Annotated in this window: 15 protein-coding genes; 4 read left to right on the top strand and 11 right to left on the bottom strand. The window is 67.6% G+C overall.

Annotated features, from left to right (window positions below):
* Nucleotides 1-292: 292 nt before the first annotated feature.
* Nucleotides 293-844, top strand: a complete 552-nt coding sequence (locus tag BJ960_RS08635) for a hypothetical protein (RefSeq protein ID WP_185986975.1) — start codon at nucleotides 293-295, stop codon at nucleotides 842-844.
* Nucleotides 837-1,247, top strand: a complete 411-nt coding sequence (locus BJ960_RS08630; RefSeq protein WP_185986974.1) for a hypothetical protein — start codon at nucleotides 837-839, stop codon at nucleotides 1,245-1,247. Before BJ960_RS08635 ends, BJ960_RS08630 begins: the two co-directional genes overlap by 8 nt.
* Nucleotide 1,248: 1 nt before the next feature.
* Here BJ960_RS08630 and BJ960_RS08625 read toward each other — a convergent pair whose 3' ends face one another.
* Nucleotides 1,249-1,902: a hypothetical protein gene (locus BJ960_RS08625; protein WP_185986973.1), complete on the bottom strand. Its 654-nt coding sequence runs from the start codon at nucleotides 1,900-1,902 to the stop codon at nucleotides 1,249-1,251.
* The gene (locus tag BJ960_RS08620) at nucleotides 1,893-3,422 is read right to left on the bottom strand and encodes a recombinase family protein (RefSeq protein ID WP_185986972.1); all 1,530 of its coding nucleotides are present in this window, start codon (nucleotides 3,420-3,422) and stop codon (nucleotides 1,893-1,895) included. The genes BJ960_RS08625 and BJ960_RS08620 overlap by 10 nt, the downstream gene beginning before the upstream one ends.
* A 47-nt stretch (nucleotides 3,423-3,469) precedes the next feature.
* Here BJ960_RS08620 and BJ960_RS08615 point away from each other — a divergent pair, with 47 nt between their 5' ends.
* Nucleotides 3,470-5,488, top strand: a complete 2,019-nt coding sequence (locus BJ960_RS08615; protein ID WP_185986971.1) for a ComEC/Rec2 family competence protein — start codon at nucleotides 3,470-3,472, stop codon at nucleotides 5,486-5,488.
* Here the strand turns inward: BJ960_RS08615 and BJ960_RS08610 are convergent.
* The 5 genes from BJ960_RS08610 to BJ960_RS08590 all read right to left on the bottom strand — a co-directional run bounded on the left by BJ960_RS08610 (nucleotide 5,421) and on the right by BJ960_RS08590 (nucleotide 10,581).
* Complete coding sequence (locus tag BJ960_RS08610) at nucleotides 5,421-6,455, bottom strand: ABC transporter substrate-binding protein (RefSeq protein WP_185986970.1); 1,035 nt, start codon at nucleotides 6,453-6,455, stop codon at nucleotides 5,421-5,423. The two genes, BJ960_RS08615 and BJ960_RS08610, sit on opposite strands and share 68 nt — an antisense overlap.
* A 94-nt stretch (nucleotides 6,456-6,549) precedes the next feature.
* Nucleotides 6,550-7,425: an ABC transporter ATP-binding protein gene (locus BJ960_RS08605; RefSeq protein WP_185986969.1), complete on the bottom strand. Its 876-nt coding sequence runs from the start codon at nucleotides 7,423-7,425 to the stop codon at nucleotides 6,550-6,552.
* 52 nt (nucleotides 7,426-7,477) lie between these two features.
* Nucleotides 7,478-8,557, bottom strand: coding sequence for a FecCD family ABC transporter permease (locus BJ960_RS08600; RefSeq protein ID WP_202229149.1), 1,080 nt, complete (start codon nucleotides 8,555-8,557; stop codon nucleotides 7,478-7,480).
* Complete coding sequence (locus BJ960_RS08595; RefSeq protein ID WP_185986968.1) at nucleotides 8,554-9,606, bottom strand: FecCD family ABC transporter permease; 1,053 nt, start codon at nucleotides 9,604-9,606, stop codon at nucleotides 8,554-8,556. Before BJ960_RS08595 ends, BJ960_RS08600 begins: the two co-directional genes overlap by 4 nt.
* Nucleotides 9,607-9,741: 135 nt before the next feature.
* Entirely contained in the window at nucleotides 9,742-10,581 is an 840-nt protein-coding gene (locus tag BJ960_RS08590) for a helix-turn-helix transcriptional regulator (RefSeq protein ID WP_185986967.1), read from the bottom strand.
* 144 nt (nucleotides 10,582-10,725) lie between these two features.
* Between BJ960_RS08590 and holA the strand changes: the two genes are divergently transcribed.
* Nucleotides 10,726-11,724 (top strand): DNA polymerase III subunit delta, encoded by a 999-nt coding sequence (holA, locus tag BJ960_RS08585; RefSeq protein ID WP_185986966.1) that lies wholly within the window; start codon nucleotides 10,726-10,728, stop codon nucleotides 11,722-11,724.
* 266 nt (nucleotides 11,725-11,990) lie between these two features.
* On the opposite strand, the gene rpsT is transcribed toward holA, so the two are convergent.
* The 4 genes from rpsT to BJ960_RS08565 all read right to left on the bottom strand — a co-directional run bounded on the left by rpsT (nucleotide 11,991) and on the right by BJ960_RS08565 (nucleotide 14,939).
* The gene (gene rpsT, locus BJ960_RS08580) at nucleotides 11,991-12,251 is read right to left on the bottom strand and encodes a 30S ribosomal protein S20 (RefSeq protein ID WP_121072264.1); all 261 of its coding nucleotides are present in this window, start codon (nucleotides 12,249-12,251) and stop codon (nucleotides 11,991-11,993) included.
* A 230-nt stretch (nucleotides 12,252-12,481) separates the two neighbouring features.
* A complete protein-coding gene (locus BJ960_RS08575) occupies nucleotides 12,482-13,123 on the bottom strand; it encodes a Pr6Pr family membrane protein (RefSeq protein ID WP_185986965.1) in 642 nt (213 codons plus the stop codon).
* Nucleotides 13,123-13,782, bottom strand: a complete 660-nt coding sequence (locus BJ960_RS08570; RefSeq protein WP_185986964.1) for a response regulator transcription factor — start codon at nucleotides 13,780-13,782, stop codon at nucleotides 13,123-13,125. The genes BJ960_RS08575 and BJ960_RS08570 overlap by 1 nt, the downstream gene beginning before the upstream one ends.
* Nucleotides 13,776-14,939, bottom strand: a complete 1,164-nt coding sequence (locus BJ960_RS08565; RefSeq protein ID WP_185986963.1) for a sensor histidine kinase — start codon at nucleotides 14,937-14,939, stop codon at nucleotides 13,776-13,778. Before BJ960_RS08565 ends, BJ960_RS08570 begins: the two co-directional genes overlap by 7 nt.
* Nucleotides 14,940-14,949 lie beyond the last annotated feature (10 nt).

Below are 14,949 nucleotides of genomic sequence, written 5' to 3'. Positions count from 1 at the left end.
GCGTTGGCATGAATTCCCGCCGGATGCCGCGTATTTCATCTCTCGGTGCCGTCCGGAGGAGCTTCTGAAAACCGTCGAGATGCTCGACGTAGCGATCACCTGGCTCAGCACCGGGCAACTACCGGACGGCTACATTCTGCAGCCGGCGTACCCGGCGGAGCGACTCGGGTGGACGTGCTGATTCTGCCCGCACCAGGATCACGGCGTAAAGCCGCCAGAGATCAACCGCATTCCTGAAGGCTTCGGATACCGGCGACCCGACCCGCAGCCAAGGCTGGGATAGCATAATCATGTGATCTTCAACAGCTGGAAGTGGATTGATCTTTCGGCGATCCCTGGACCCCTCGATTGGGCAGGATTCGTGCTTGGTGGGCTAGGCATCGGGTTCACGATCTATCAGCTGATGAAAAGCAAGGGCGCTTTGAATGCAGCACGTGAAGAGCTTGAACGTACTAGGGCGACCCTAATCAAAAATCAACTTCTCTCAGTATTGCCAGGTTTTGAGGAGTTGATGGATCGAATTGACGATGCAGTTCGAACTGGAAATCGGGAAGAGCTTTCTACTCAGTTTCAGAAATTTGCATACCGGCTCGCTGAGGCAATCCCGCTTCTCGAATCAGGTTCAACTAGTTTTTCTTCGCTAATTGAAAGCATGAAATCTGAGATCACAAAGGCGCTTGAAGCCCGGTCTAGCCTCTACGGTTCTCCTGACACACCTGTCGATGAACTTGTCAGAGTCAACGTAGATAGCCTTCAGATCTTGGTGACCCAAATCAAGACGACCACTGTTTCGGTGCGTAACGACCCTGGAAAAATTCCCGCAGAGGAGGCGAAGAATGCTTGACAACGAAACTTGGGAGCGGCTGATTCAAGGCCTGATCACTGCGACACGTGAAGGAAAGCTTGTTTGGGAGCGCCGAAATGCTACAGGCACCTACGGGATGGCGGGCTTTAGTCGATCAATCCTGAGCACAGTAATGGGCAAGAATGTCCTCCGTGCGCAGGCTCCCAGCGCAACGTACGAGATTTCAACTGGACTCATCATGGGGGCCCCTTACGAGTTCTATGTTTATCGGAAGGGTGAAGGTGCACGCCCGTATGCTGAAATGGTCAAGTCTTCGACTGAAGTCGGAGACCCATCGGCGTTCAAAGTGAACAATGCACTTTCTGAGCTCTTCCGGCTTGCTGACTCCTCGGCTGAGAACCCCGACGAAGTGGTGGACAAACTTCTCGGGGACTTTGACTGACTCACAGCCGCCCGGCCCGCCACAGCACATGCTGCGCCACCTCCCACTGCTCCTGCGTGTGCTGCGCTAGGTTTGCAGCGAGCACATGCGTTCGAACCCACGGCCCCAGCACCGGGCGCCCGCGATCGTCGTCTTCAGTAGCGATCGGTAGCCGGCCGTTTAGCTCAACGAATCGACGTGCCCGCCGCAGGTTCCGCCACCACTCGACCTCCTGCGGTGTCAGCTGCCAGCAAGGGACGTAGCGGTCGATGTTCTCTCGCTGACGTGGCGTGAGATCTTCCTCATGACGGAGGTGCAGGAGCCACGCTGCCGGATTCGGGGTCATGTGGCGGTGCTGGCTAACGAGCGGGAGACGGTGATGCGTTGTGAGGTACCGGTGGACGTAGCTCATGCTCCGCGCCCACTGCAGGCCCTTCGGCTCAACGATGTGCACCGGGTCAAGCGCGACCGGCAGCGTGCCGAGCACCAACGACCCGCCTGCGGCAGCTTCCATCGCCGGCAGCGCATGTAGATCGTCGTGCAGGCCGACAGCGAGGGCGGCGTAGTCAGCACGGAGATGTCGTACCGCCCGGGTGTCGCGGGTGCGAGAAGAGAGAAAATCGAGGCTGCGGTCGAATTTCTCGATATTGACCTCGACGAGTCGGCTCACTTCCACACGACCTCGATGCGATCCAGATTGACTCCCCGGTGCCCCTTCATCCCTTCCGGAACCCGCTTCACGCGGATGCGCATCAGGCTGCGCACAATCCGCCGCTGATCTTCCAGAGGGAGCTTCCCCCACGCCTCGCGTACGCTTGTAGCTCCGGCGACATCCATCACCTGCTGATCGAGGCCAGCGAGGCGCTCCAGCCGCTCTTGGGCAGCCTTGATCTTCGGCTGCACCCGGGCCTCCTGGTCAAAGAGGAGAGTTAGATCACGAGTCTCCTCGGCTTTCACCCGCACCTCCTCTAGCCAGTGCTGGTGCCCGGCGATCTCCTGCCGGAGCTGCTCCCGCTCCGCCTGCGTATCAGCCTCCTGCTGGCCTACGACAACCAGGAAATCCGGGCGCGACAGGCGGGCGATGATGAGCTCAGTGATGGCGTGATCCAAATGATCCTGCTTCATTGCGACGTGGAAACCGGAGACCCCGGGGAGACCTTGGCAGATGTACGACCAGTAGCGCTCGCGGGGGATCGGCTTGCCCTCTGAATCGAGTTTCTTTGAGCCGCGGTTCTGCGGGAAAATCCCCATCCATGCGCTGCACTCGTCGCACTGGGCGATCCCGACAAGCAGCCTTTTCGCACGTGAATCTTTCGGGCTGCCAAAACTCACCCGGCCCGCGTTGATCTGCTGCAGAGCGTCCCAGTCCTCGCGGCTGACGAGCGGAGGCCAGACTGCCTCGGTTGATGCGACGCGGCCGTGGTGGAGTCTCACACCGGTGTACGCCTCCGCGTTCAGCAGCTGCCGTACCGACGATGAGTTCCAGCCGGTGATGGTGCGCGGGGTCTTGAACTGCTGCGGCCGGCGGGGCGGGATGCCAGACTCGTTCAGCCACTTCGCGATGCCGTTGTATGACTGCCCGGCCAATGCGCGCCGGAATACTTCGCGCACGACCGGTGCCTGCTCGGTATGCGGCTCGATGCGGAGCAGCCGCCGGGTTTCAGAGTCATAGATCCGCTTGTAGCCGTAAAGGTGCTTGCCATGCACCTGGCCTTTCTCCGCTAGAGACTTTGCGCTGCGGCGGAGACGCTCGGAAGTCTTGGCGCTCTCGTACTCCGAATCGACCGCGTCTTCAAGCAGCGACCGCCGGTCGCGCGCGTTCGCCGGATCGTAGAGGCGTTGGTGGGTGACGACCAGCACGCGCACGCCGCGCTCTGCGAGCAGATCCAGGAGATCGACCCACTCGCCGGCGCGACGCGAGCCGCGCGACGATTCCCAGAGTACGAGCGCATCAGCACCGAAGGAATTCTCTTCGAGATCCTGCATGAGCTGCTCGAAGCCCTCGCGTGACTTCTTGGCATACCGCGAGGCGCTTCGGTCGTCATCGCGGTAGGGGTTCGGGTGCATGCTCCACCCATTACGCTTCACAGCTTCGACGTTGTCGGCGTGCTGCTCGTCAGGCGACCGACCGGTACCGTAGCGGTCTTTCGACACCCTGAGATACTCTCGACAGACGAGCTTCTCTTCACTTCGCATTCCTCACCTTTCGACGCCCAACTTTGGCTCTGTGTAAGCAATGCGCGGTGTCATCTGGGAAGCGATCAGTCTCCGGCTCGAACTGCGCCCTCGTCATCGCCGCAGCCGTCGCGGGTGCGCGTGCACTCGGCGCCGGCCGGCGGGTCAGGGTGTGTATCGCCGGCGGCGCGCTCGTCTGCTTCGTGATCATCGTTGGCCCCGACGCGAGCGTGCAGCGCGCGGCGATCATGGCGGGCGTGCTGCTGGCGTCGAACTTCGGCGGGAAACAGGGGCGTTCTTTGCCCGCGCTCGGCCTGGCAGTGCTCGTGCTGCTCTGGGCGGACCCGTGGCAGGCGATCCAGCCAGGGTTTGCGCTCTCCGTCGTTGCTGCCGGCGGGATAGTCCTCGCAGCGACCCCGGTGACGGCCTGGCTGCGTCGGCGAGCCCGGATTCCGCGATTCATCGCCCTTCCGCTCGCCGTCGCGGCGGTGGCTCAGGTCAGCTGCGCGCCGCTCCTGCTGCTCCTGCAGCCCGGGTTCTCCGTCGGCGGCATCCTTGCCAACCTGCTCGCGGCTCCCGCGGCCCCCGCAGGCACGGCCGCTGGACTGCTCGCTCTCCTCGTTCTCCCGCTCCAGGGAAGCCTGGGCGGCGCAACTCTCGCGCTCGCGACCTGGCCGGCCCGGTGGATCGAGGCGGCGGGCGCGGTCGGCACCGCGCTTCCGGGAGCGCGGCTGTTCTGGCCGGACGGCTGGGGCGGTGCGGCGGCGCTCACAGGGGTGTACTGTCTCGCTGGGCTCGCGCTCGCGCTGCGCGGACGCGCTCAGCGCGCTCCGGCGGCGTCGACCGACGGTGTGGTGCAGCGGGGGACTCGTGTCGCGATGGCGCCGCGCCCAGCCCGTCGGCGAGACCGGCGAGGTTGGGTCGGGCCGGTGCGCGCAGCCGTCGGGCCGACCGCCGCCGCATGGGCGGCGGGTGCGACGGCGGCCGGGATCGCTGCGGGTGTGGCGGTTGTCGCGCCGCTCACGCTTCGGTTCGGCGTGCCGCGCGACTGGGCGGTCGTCGCCTGCGACGTCGGGCAGGGGGACGCCGTGCTGCTGCGCGACCCCAGCCGTCGTGACGAGGTGATCCTCATCGACACCGGCGACGACCCGGACGGGCTTGCGGCGTGCCTCGACCTGTTCGGCGTCGACCGGATCGGGCTGCTTGTCGTAACCCACGATCACTGGGATCACGTCGGGGCCCTCGAGGAGATCGGCGACCGGGTGGACGCCGCGCTGCTCCCGCCAGACAGCGGCGAGGAGCTGGGGCGGCAGCGGATTCACGATCGGGTGAGCGCCCTTGGTATCCGCGCAGTGGAGGCCGTGGCGGGCGCGTCAGGGGCGGGCGCGCGGCCTGGAGTCGGCAGCGGCCGGGAAGTCAGTGATCTCCGGTGGGAGGTGCTCTCGCCACCCGCGCGAACGTCCTACCCCGACGTGAACGCGACGAGCCTCGTGCTGCGGGTCGAGATCGGGGAGCTCGCCGTGCTGCTCCTCGGAGACACCGGCGCAGCGGAGCAAGCGCCACTCATGCGGGCGTTCCCGCGCCTCACGGCCGACATCGTGAAGGTTGCCCACCACGGCTCCCGCAATCAGGCCCCGGGGTTCTACGAGTCGCTCGGATCCCGCGCGGCGCTCATCTCGGTTGGCGCCGAGAACCGCTACGGACACCCGAACCCGGAGCTGCTCACGACGCTGTCGGACGCCGGGGTGGACGTGCTGCGGACCGATGCGCTCGGGTCGATCGCTGTCGTCGGCGGCAGGAACGGCGGCGGCGCACCCGGCGTTAACGGCGACGGCAGCGGCGAGCCCACCTTCTGGGCGGCAGGCGACCGATCCCGGGTCGCTGGCGCGACCGGCCGGTCTGCGGGCGCTGGCGCACCGTCGCGCTCACGAAACGCGCGAGCGCCCCGAGCCCGTGAACCCCCTCACCGGACCGGGGCGCGTCCCCTCGCGGGGAGCAGTGGCGCGCTGCGTGCGCTTGCTACTTCGAGAAGTCGGGGAATGCCTCGACGGCGTCAGCGATTCCGTTCACGAAGCTCGTGTAGGTGAGCGCGAAGCCGAAGCGTTCGGCGAGGTTGCCCTCGATCCAGGTGCCCCGCTCCACCGCAGGTACGCGCTTGAGGAGCGGGTCGAGATCCGCGGCGACGTTGTCCTTGTACACGAGCAGCATGTCGGTGTCGGAGAAGACTCCGACCGCGTTCTCGTAGCTCAGCATGTGGCCGATGCCGTTCGGGTTCGGCGGTGCGGCGTTGATCTCGTCGCTCTCGAGGATGGTGAACCCGAGCTCCGGGAGCACGACCTCGTAGATCGACTCGTCCGAGATCACCGTGAAGTTGTCGACGGGCGAATGAATGACCGATGCCACCTTGCCGTCCGTGTATGCCCCGATACGCTCACGGGCATCCGCGACGGCCTTCTCGTAGCCCGCGATGGCGTCCTCAGCTTTGTCCTCGCGGCCGAGGAGCGTGAGCTGCGCGGTCATCGCCTCGAACGGGTTGTCGGCCGAGGCACCCTCGACGTCGAGGCCGTCGTTGACGGCGAGCACGGGCGCGATCTCGCCGAGCTTGAAGTCCTCGCCCTCGTAGAAGTTCCACCAGCCGACGCCGACGACGATGAGGTCGGGGTCGTACGAGGCGATCTCCTCGCGATTCAGGTCGAACGCGGTGTTCTTCAGGTGCGCGACGTTGTCATCGATGAGCGGGGAAAGCGGGCTGTCGGTGCCGTACGCGGTCGCGACGAGCGGGTAGTCGGCGAGCAGCGCCATTTCGAGGCCGCTCCGGCTATCGAGCACGACGACCCGCTTCGGGTCGTCCGGGATCTCGGCGGAGTAGCCCTCGTATTCGAAGCTGATGGTCTCCGACGATGCCGCCGGGGTCTCCTCCTCGGAGGCGGGTGCGGCGCTCGCGCAGCCGGCGAGGAGGCCAACCGATACCGCCGCCGCGAGGAGCGCGTACGCGCGACGTCGAGGCGCCGCTCTGCGGGTGACGGGAGCCGTGGGTGTGGACGGGAGTGGCATGTGTGTCCTTGCTAACAGACGGTGGCCCGGGAAAGACGGGCCTGAGTTGAATCGAGCCCGGAGGGCCCATGTTGCGAGCCCGGAGGGCCCAGCATTAACGGTATTCAGGCAGCGATGCGCGAGGGGGACGCGCTGCATCGCGTTCGGGACTCGCCGCACCTCCGCGAGACCGGTCCCGCCCCAGCGGCACGACGGTGGGGGTGCCCGCCACCGGGTCCGGCACCACCCGGCAGGCGAGCCCGAAGACCTCGGACACCAGCTGCTCGGTGACGATCTCTTCGGGGGCGCCCTGCGCCACGATTCGGCCGTCCTTCATGGCGACGAGATGGGTCCCGTAGCGCGCGGCCTGATTCAGGTCGTGCAGCACCGCAACGAGCGTGTTCCCGGCGAGGTTGAGATCGGTAAAGAGCTCGAGCAGCTCGATCTGGTGGGCGATGTCGAGAAACGTTGTGGGCTCGTCGAGCAGCAGCAGCTCGGTCTGCTGCGCGAGCACCATCGCGACCCAGACGCGCTGGCGTTGCCCGCCGGAGAGCTCGTCGACGAGCCGCGTCGACAGTTCGGTCACGCCGGTCGCGGTCATCGCGTCGAGCACGGCGCGCTCGTCGGCGTCTGACCATTGCCTGATGAGCCCCTGGTGGGGGTAGCGGCCGCGCGCCACGAGATCTGCGACGGTGATCCCGTCGGGAGCGAGCGACGTCTGGGGGAGCAGTCCGAGGCGCTTCGCGACCTCCTTCGCGCGGTACGAGGAGATGCTCTTCCCGTCGAGGAGCACGCGGCCGGCGGTGGGTTTGAGGAGCCGAGAGAGCGCCCGAAGCAGCGTGGACTTACCGCAGGCGTTGGGCCCGACGATCACGGTGAACGAGCCGTCGGGGATCTCGATAGAGAGGTCGGTCGAGATCGTCTTCTGGTCGTAGCCGATCGTGGCGTGCTCGACGCGGAGGGCGGCGGGGGAGAGCGTGTGAGTGGTCATGGCAGTGCTTTCGGATGAGGGGCGTGCGACTGGCGCGGATGGGCCGAGGCGATCAGCCGCGGCGGCGCGCCTCGTGGATGAGGAGCCAGATCAGGTAGCCGCCGCCGATAACAACGGTGACGGTGCCAACGGGAAGCATGGCTGGCAGTGCGTGGAGCGCGACGAAATCGGAGGCCGACAGCAGGACGGCACCCATCATCGCCGAGGAGACGACGGAGACGCCTGCCGAGCGGGTCACCCGCCTGGCGATCTGCGGGGCAGCAAGTGCGATGAATGAGATCGGGCCGGCCGCCGCGGTGACGACGGCGATGAGTCCGACCGAGACGAGCATGAGCGCGAGGCGCGCCGGCTCGACCCGCACGCCGAGGGCCTTCGCCGCGTCGTCGCCGAGCTCGAGCTGGCGTAGGGGCCGCGCGAACGCGAGCGTGATGATGAGCAGCACGAGCACGAGCAGGCTGCCGAGCCCCGTCTGCGACCAGGTCATTCCGTTGAGTGACCCGGCGCCCCACACCGCCGCGACGAGCGCCGTGTCGAGGTCCGCGGTGAGCGTCAGCCACGTGTTCAACGAGCTGAGCATGGCCGACACCGCGATGCCCGAGACGATGAGCCGGAAGCCCTGTACTCCGCCCTTGAACGCGAGCAGATAGACGACTGCCGCGCTGGCGAGTCCGCCAACGAACGCGCCGATCGCGACGTCGATGTAGCTGCCCGTGAAGACGATCATCACGATGATCGCTCCGGTGTACGCGCCCGATGAGAAGCCGAGAATGTCGGGGCTTGCGAGCGGATTGCGGGTGAGCGACTGGAAAACCGCGCCGCTGGCGCCGAGCGCAGCACCGAAGGTGATTGCCGCGAGCGCGCGCGGCATCCGCCACTCGACGACGACGGTGTGTGTGAAATCGCTCGTCCCTGCGACGAGCGTGTGCCAGACCTCGGCGACGCTCAGCGGGTACTCGCCGTTTGCGAGCGCGGCGATCCCGATCCCGAGTGCGACCGCTGCGAGCAGCGCGCACACCGCGACCAGGTGGACGTCGACGCGAAGCCAGAGGCCGAAGATCCGCAGTCGCCTGACGTCCCGCCCGAAGTCGATGCGGGGCGGGGACGGGCGCGTCGGAGGGGTGCTGTCGATCACAGGCCGCTCATCTTTCTTCTGCGGATCAAGACGATCAGTACGGGGGCGCCAACGAACGCGGTGACGATGCCGACGGGCAGCTCCGCGGGGCGCATGATGAGTCGCCCGACGATGTCCGCGACGAGGAGCAGGATCGGCGCGAGCGCGACGGTGTAGGCAAGGATCCAGCGCTGGTCCGGTCCGACGATCCAGCGAGCGACGTGCGGCACCATCAGGCCGATGAAGCCGATCGGGCCCGCGATCGCGGTCGCGCCGCCAGCGAGCAGGGTCACGGCGATGATCACGAGGATCCGCGTGCGGAGCACGTTCGCGCCGAGGGTGGCCGCGAGATCCTCACCGAGCGCGATCGCATTGAGCGGTCGCGCCATCGCCAGTGCGATCGCGAGGCCCACCGCGAGGAAGGGGAGCACCGGCATGACGACGTCGAGGCCGCGGCCGACGACGGTCCCCGCGCCCCAGCCGCGCATCTTGTCGAACGCCTGCGGGTCGAGCAGCGTGAGCGCCGTCGTCAGGCCGCTCAGGGCGGCGCCAAGCGCCACGCCGGCGAGCACGAGCCGGAGCGGATCGGCGCCGCCCCGCCCCGCGGCGCCAATCGCGTAGACCGCGATCGTGACGATAAGCGCGCCGGCGAAGGCGAACCAGATGTACTGCGAGATCGAGGCGACGCCGAACACCCCGACGCCGACCGCCACGGCGAACGAGGCCCCAGCGTTCACTCCGAGGATTCCGGGGTCCGCGAGCGGGTTGCGGGTGAGTGCCTGGATGAGCGCCCCCGCGACGCCGAGGGCCGCCGCGACGACGATCGCGACGACGGTGCGCGGGATCCTGAGATCGCGCACGACGAAGTGATCCTCGACATCGGCGGGCGCGAAGACGGCGTCCCAGACGACGCCGATCGGGATCTCGCGGGAACCAACGACGATGCTCGTGAGCGCGATCAGCGCGAGCGCGGCAAGGATGCCGATCAGGATCAGGGTCCTGGAGAGGTTGGTGCGTGCTAGGCCGTTCGCGGATCGCGCGGCCCGCACGCTCGGTGCGGTGACTGTCATGCTGTCGACGGAGCTCCAAGGTCGCGGCTGGGCAGGGTCGCGTGGTCGCGGATCCCCCTCATCGAGGCTATTTCGGCGGTGCTGCCGCGTGGGGACAGCTCATGTTGCGTTCCGGACAGCGCGGGCTCGATACGGCTACAGCCGCCCGGAGAGTTCCCCTGGCGTGCAGCCGACGGTCTTGCGGAACGCGGTGACGAATGCGCTCGTCGTGCTGTAGCCGACCCTGCGGGCGACCGACTTCACGGTCCTGCCGTCAGAGAGTTGACCGAGGGCGGCGCGCATGCGGACGAGCCGGCGCCACTGCGCGAAGCTCATGGCGACCTCGGCGCTGAAGGTCCGGGTGAGCGTGCGGGAGGTCATGTTGAGCATCGAGGCCCACTGCTCGAGGGAACGGTCGTCCGCGGGATCGCTGAGGATCATCTCAACGAGGAGCGCGAGCCGCGGATCCTCGGGGAGCGGGATGTCCAGCCGCACGCCCTCGGTGAGTTCGAGCATGTCGACGCACACCTGCTGCGCGCGGACGCGCTGTTCTACCGACATCGTGGCGCGCTTGAGGTAGAGCAGGAGCTCGCGTGCGGCGGGCTGCAGCCGCACCGCGACGGGGCGTTCCCACGACTTCTGCCACAGTCCCGGATCGAAGTAGGTGGTGCGCACCTCGGTGTCCTCGCGAGATGACCCCTCGTGCAGCGTGCCCGCGGGAAGCCAGAGGCCGACGCCCGGTGTGACAGTCCACTGCTTACCGTCGGCGAGCATGGTGACCACGCCCCGGTCAGTCCACAGCAGCTCGTGCTCGGGGTGGCTGTGGGGCGTCCACGTGACGGCTTCGGCGGGACGGTGCACGCTCGTCGTGAGGAGATACGGCGCCGCGACGTAGCGCTGCGCGTCCGGGTCCTCGCGTTGGCGGGAGAGGCGAGCCGGGGCGTCGTCCATGCGCAACGTGGGGGCCGCCGGGGGCCGAAGGTCAAGCAGCGTCATGATCTCCTCGCGAATCTGGTGAGTTAGGTTTACCTTACATTAATCTGATGTATTGCGGCCACCGGTCGCACGATGCGTTATGGCGCCCTCGACGACCCGGCGCCACGGAGGCGTGGTGTCGGTGGCTGCCGGTAGTCTGGGTGCGTGGCTACAGCAAAGATCTCCAAGGTTGAATGGACCGACGTCACCCCGGCGCCCGTGGTGCTGGTGAGCGGCCCCGAGGAGTTCTTTGCCGACCGCGCCTCGCAGCGCATCCGCGAGCTGCTCCGTGAGGCGCACGCCGAGCTGGAGGTCCACGACGTCGACGCGGCGAGCTACGGCGCGGGGGAGCTGTTCACGATTGCGAGCCCGTCGCTCTTCGCGGAGCCGCGCCTCATCCGCGTCACCGGCGTCGAGAAATGCTCCGACGCGTTCATCGAGGACGCGAAGCGGTACATCGCGGAGCCGGCAGAAGACACGACGCTCGTGCTGCGGCACACCACCGGCCAGCGCGGCAAGGCGCTACTCGACGCGGTGCGCAAGACGCAGGGCGCGATCGAGGTGCTGTGCCCAGAGCTGAAGAAAGATCAGGATCGCCTGGCCTTCGCGCAGGCCGAGTTCCGCAGACTGCAGGCCCGCGCGACCCCCGGAGCTGTGCGCATGCTCGCCGCGGCCTACTCCTCTGGCAGCGTCACCGAGCTCGCCGGAGCCTGCGCGCAGCTCGTGTCTGATGTCGGCCGCGAGATCACCGAGGACCACGTGAACCGGGCAACTGAGGGCCGTGTCGAGGCGAGCGGGTTCAAGGTCGCCGACGCCGCGGTCGCAGGCAAGCGAGCCGACGCCCTCCTGCTCCTCCGACAGGCGCTCCTGGGTGGCACGTCGCCGATTCCGATTCTCGCGGTGCTGAACATGAAGCTTCGCGGCATGGCTCGGGTCTTCGGCGCGCGCGGCTCCTCGGGGCAACTCGCCAAGCAGTTTGGCATGGCGCCGTGGATGGTCGATCGCGCGTTGAAGGACATCCGAGGCTGGCGCGAGGAAGACCTTGCACGCGCCATTGACCTCGCGGCGGAGACCGAGTGGCAGCTCAAGGGCGGCAGCAGGGACCCGGACTACGCGATCGAGCGATTCGTCACGTTTGTGGCGCTCCGCGGCCGCGATTCCTAGGGGCCCAGTACAACTCTGCCCGGCTCAGCCCGGCCCGGCCCAGCTCAGCCCCTCCCGACTCAGCCCGGCCCTCGCTGCCTGTTCATCCCCGCAGTATCCCTGGGATCTGCAGAAGGTATCCCGGTTCAGGCCCGAACTCGCATTGATGCTGTCGATCCCATTGTGAACGTCGGGCACCACGGGGGCAGCGCCCCGGTCGCGCGTGGAGTGGGCACAAAAAAGCTCGGGCCCCACAGTGTGGGACCCGAGCTTCGAAGTCTGTGTGCTTAGATCTTTGCGACCTGAGCGGCGAGCTTCGACTTGCGGTTCGCTGCCTGATTCTTGTGAATCACGCCCTTCGAAACGGCCTTGTCGAGCTTGCGGCTTGCGACCTTCAGCGACGACTCTGCTGCTGCCTTGTCGCCTGCAATGACTGCCTCGCGGGTCTTGCGGATGACGGTGCGGAGCTCGCTCTTGTACGCCTTGTTGCGCTCAGTTGCCTTGGCGTTGGTCTTGATGCGCTTGATCTGCGACTTAATATTTGCCACGTTGGGTTGGTTCCTTCAGTAGAGGTCAATCGGGTTGATCCGCGCGGTGAGAGAGGGCACCTAACGGGGGTGTGGTGTGAGCCACACGCAAGCCAAGAACCTACTTTAGCAGATCCCGCGCCTGAGAGCACGCGGGGAATGCCGTGTCGGGTCGGCGTGCGGGCCGGCGGGGCCGAGGTGGTCACGCGAGCATTGAAGCAGCATCGAAGCAGCATCGAAGCAGCATCGAATCAGCGTCGAGTCAGCGCTGCCGCGCCGGGGAGGCGGGCGCAGAGCCAGACGAGCACGCCGGCGAGGGTGAGCGTCGCGAGCAGGCCAGCGATGTGCGCGAGCACGTAGGCCGCACCGTGGCTCGGCAGCAGGAAGCCGTAGGGTACCCAGCCGTCCGTGACGCCGCGCACGAGCACGACGGCGAGCCAGGTCACCGGGTACGGGAAGATCACCCACAGCGACCGCCACGGAAGCCGGTGGCGGTCCCCGACGAACATCCAATCGAGGAACGCCACGGCCGGGGCGATGGCGTGCAGGATGAGCGACACCCACGCGGGAGCCGTACCGGTGCCTGGGATGAGCGTGTTGTAGATGACCCCGACGACAAGCAGGCAGGCGACGATGGCCCCGCGGAGCAGGTGAAGCGTCTGCGGGAGGGCTCCGCCACGCCAGCCGAGCGCGCCAGAAACGATGAAGGTGAGCCCGGCGATGAGGTTGGTGAGGTTGGTGAAGTAGCCGAAGAAGTTGAACGGGTTCGGCCCGTCGGACGGGACGCCGAGCACATAGGTGTAGCCGAGCACGGCGAGCAGGATGGCGCCGAACAGGAGCCGCGCCCAGGCAACGGCGGGCGGCGCCGCTCCGACCCGTGCGGCCGATGACACTAGAGCCACCCCTTCTCGAACGCCAGCCTGGCGGCCGAGGTGCGATTCTCCGCGCCGACCTTGCCGATTGCCGAGGAGAGGAGGTTCCGCACGGTGCCAGCCGACAGGAAGATCTCCGCGGCGATCGCCGGGGCCGTGAGTCCCTCGCTGGCACGCCGGAGTACCTGGCGCTCGCGCTCGGTGAGCGGGTTCGCGCCCTCAAACAGCGACGCCTCGGCGAGCGCGGGGTCCACGACGCGGTGGCCGCGGTGGACACGACGGATGGCATCGGCGAGCTCCTCGGGCGGCGCGTCCTTGACGACGAAGCCGCTGGCACCCGCCTCGAGTGCCGCGCGAAGATATCCCGGCCGCGCGAACGTCGTGACGATGAGCACGCGGGTCTGGGGGCTCGCGGCGCGCACGGCGTCAGTCGCCGCAATGCCGTCCATGCCGGGCATCTGGATGTCCATGAGGCACACGTCAGGCGTGAGCTCGCCCGCGCGCGTCGCGGCCTCGCCGCCGTCTGCAGCGTACCCGACGACCTCGAGGTCGGCTTCGAGGCCAAGCAGGGCGCCGAGCGCGCCCCGCACGAGCGCCTGATCGTCGGCGAGTAGCAGCCGGATCCGCCCGTCGCCCGCGGCACCAGCGCTACGTGGGCCAGCTCCCGTGTTGATCACCATGTGAGACTCACCTTCGTTCCGTGACCCAGCGCGCCCGTCACGCGCAGTTCTGCGCCGGCCTCGGCCGCACGTTCGCTCATGCCGCGCAGCCCGTGCCCCGTGGCACGGGTGGACTGTGCGCCGGCGGTGTGCGTCCCGGCGGCTGGCGTGCCGGCGTCGCCGCCGAGCCCGGGATCGGGCGCGAGCCCGCGGCCGTTGTCGGAGATGCTCAGCGTGCCGGGGGAGATGCTCACGACCGCGCGGCTCGCGTCGGCGTGCCGCAGAATGTTCGTCGTCGCCTCGCGCAGGATCCAGGCGGCGGGAATCGCCTGCGCTGGGGACAGCGAGCTGGCGCTGCCGCGCACCTCGAGCGCCACCCCGGCCGTCGCGAGCGCGTCGGCGGTCGCAGCAAGCTGCTCCGCGAGACCCTCCGAGCGCACGCCGGTGACGGTGCCGCGCACCCCATCGATGGCCTCGCCGGTGAGCCTGACGATCTCGTCGAGCTCCGCGCGCGCGGCGGCCGGGTCGCGCTCCAGCAGCCGGGACGCGAGCTCCGCCTTCAGCTTCACGACGGTCAGCGAGTGGCCGAGGAGGTCATGGACGTCCCGTGCGACGGCCTCGCGCCCCTCGCTCGTCGCGAGCTCGACGCGGAGCTCGTCGGCCGCCGTCGAGCGCGCGATCAGCCACGAATTGATCGTGTTGACCGCCGCGATCATCACGGTGATCCAGAGCAGCGGCCACGGCTCGACATCGCCGCGGGCCTGCGCGGTCGCGATCTCGAACACGATCAGCGCGGGCCCCGCGGTGTTCGCGACCCAGTGCGTCGGCCGGTTGAGCAGGTACGACGCGTACGACATGAGGAACGGCGTGAAGCTCGTGACGCCCCACCCGATCGCGGGGATCGTGAGCGCCGCGCTCGCGATCGCTGCGACGAACAGCCACACTGTGGCCGGCCGTTCCCTGCCGTGCGGCGCACGCATCCCGACGATGAAGCCCGTGAGGTAGGTGGCCGCAAACGCTGCAACGCCGAACCACCCGACCGCGACCGCCAACACCGGCCCCTCGGAGCGAAGGAGAGCGGTTGCGGGAAAGTAGAGGAACACGAGCCAGATACCGCCCATGAGCCAGCCAAAGCGTGCCCAGGCGTTCGTCGGCTCTGTGTGACTCGGTTCGCTCATCGCAGCAAGC

It is taken from the genome of Leucobacter aridicollis, from assembly GCF_013409595.1.
Lineage (GTDB): Bacteria > Actinomycetota > Actinomycetes > Actinomycetales > Microbacteriaceae > Leucobacter > Leucobacter aridicollis.
This window is presented reverse-complemented; position numbering and strand designations above follow the sequence as displayed.

What these genes read in the sequence shown, in the direction of transcription:
- BJ960_RS08630 (WP_185986974.1), top strand. Translation starts at nt 837, where the DNA reads ATGCTTGACAACGAAACTTGGGAGCGGCTGATTCAAGGCCTGATCACT.
- BJ960_RS08620 (WP_185986972.1), bottom strand. Translation starts at nt 3,422, where the DNA reads ATGCGAAGTGAAGAGAAGCTCGTCTGTCGAGAGTATCTCAGGGTGTCG.
- BJ960_RS08610 (WP_185986970.1), bottom strand. Translation starts at nt 6,455, where the DNA reads ATGCCACTCCCGTCCACACCCACGGCTCCCGTCACCCGCAGAGCGGCG.
- BJ960_RS08605 (WP_185986969.1), bottom strand. Translation starts at nt 7,425, where the DNA reads ATGACCACTCACACGCTCTCCCCCGCCGCCCTCCGCGTCGAGCACGCC.
- BJ960_RS08595 (WP_185986968.1), bottom strand. Translation starts at nt 9,606, where the DNA reads ATGACAGTCACCGCACCGAGCGTGCGGGCCGCGCGATCCGCGAACGGC.
- BJ960_RS08590 (WP_185986967.1), bottom strand. Translation starts at nt 10,581, where the DNA reads ATGACGCTGCTTGACCTTCGGCCCCCGGCGGCCCCCACGTTGCGCATG.
- BJ960_RS08570 (WP_185986964.1), bottom strand. Translation starts at nt 13,782, where the DNA reads ATGGTGATCAACACGGGAGCTGGCCCACGTAGCGCTGGTGCCGCGGGC.
- BJ960_RS08565 (WP_185986963.1), bottom strand. Translation starts at nt 14,939, where the DNA reads ATGAGCGAACCGAGTCACACAGAGCCGACGAACGCCTGGGCACGCTTT.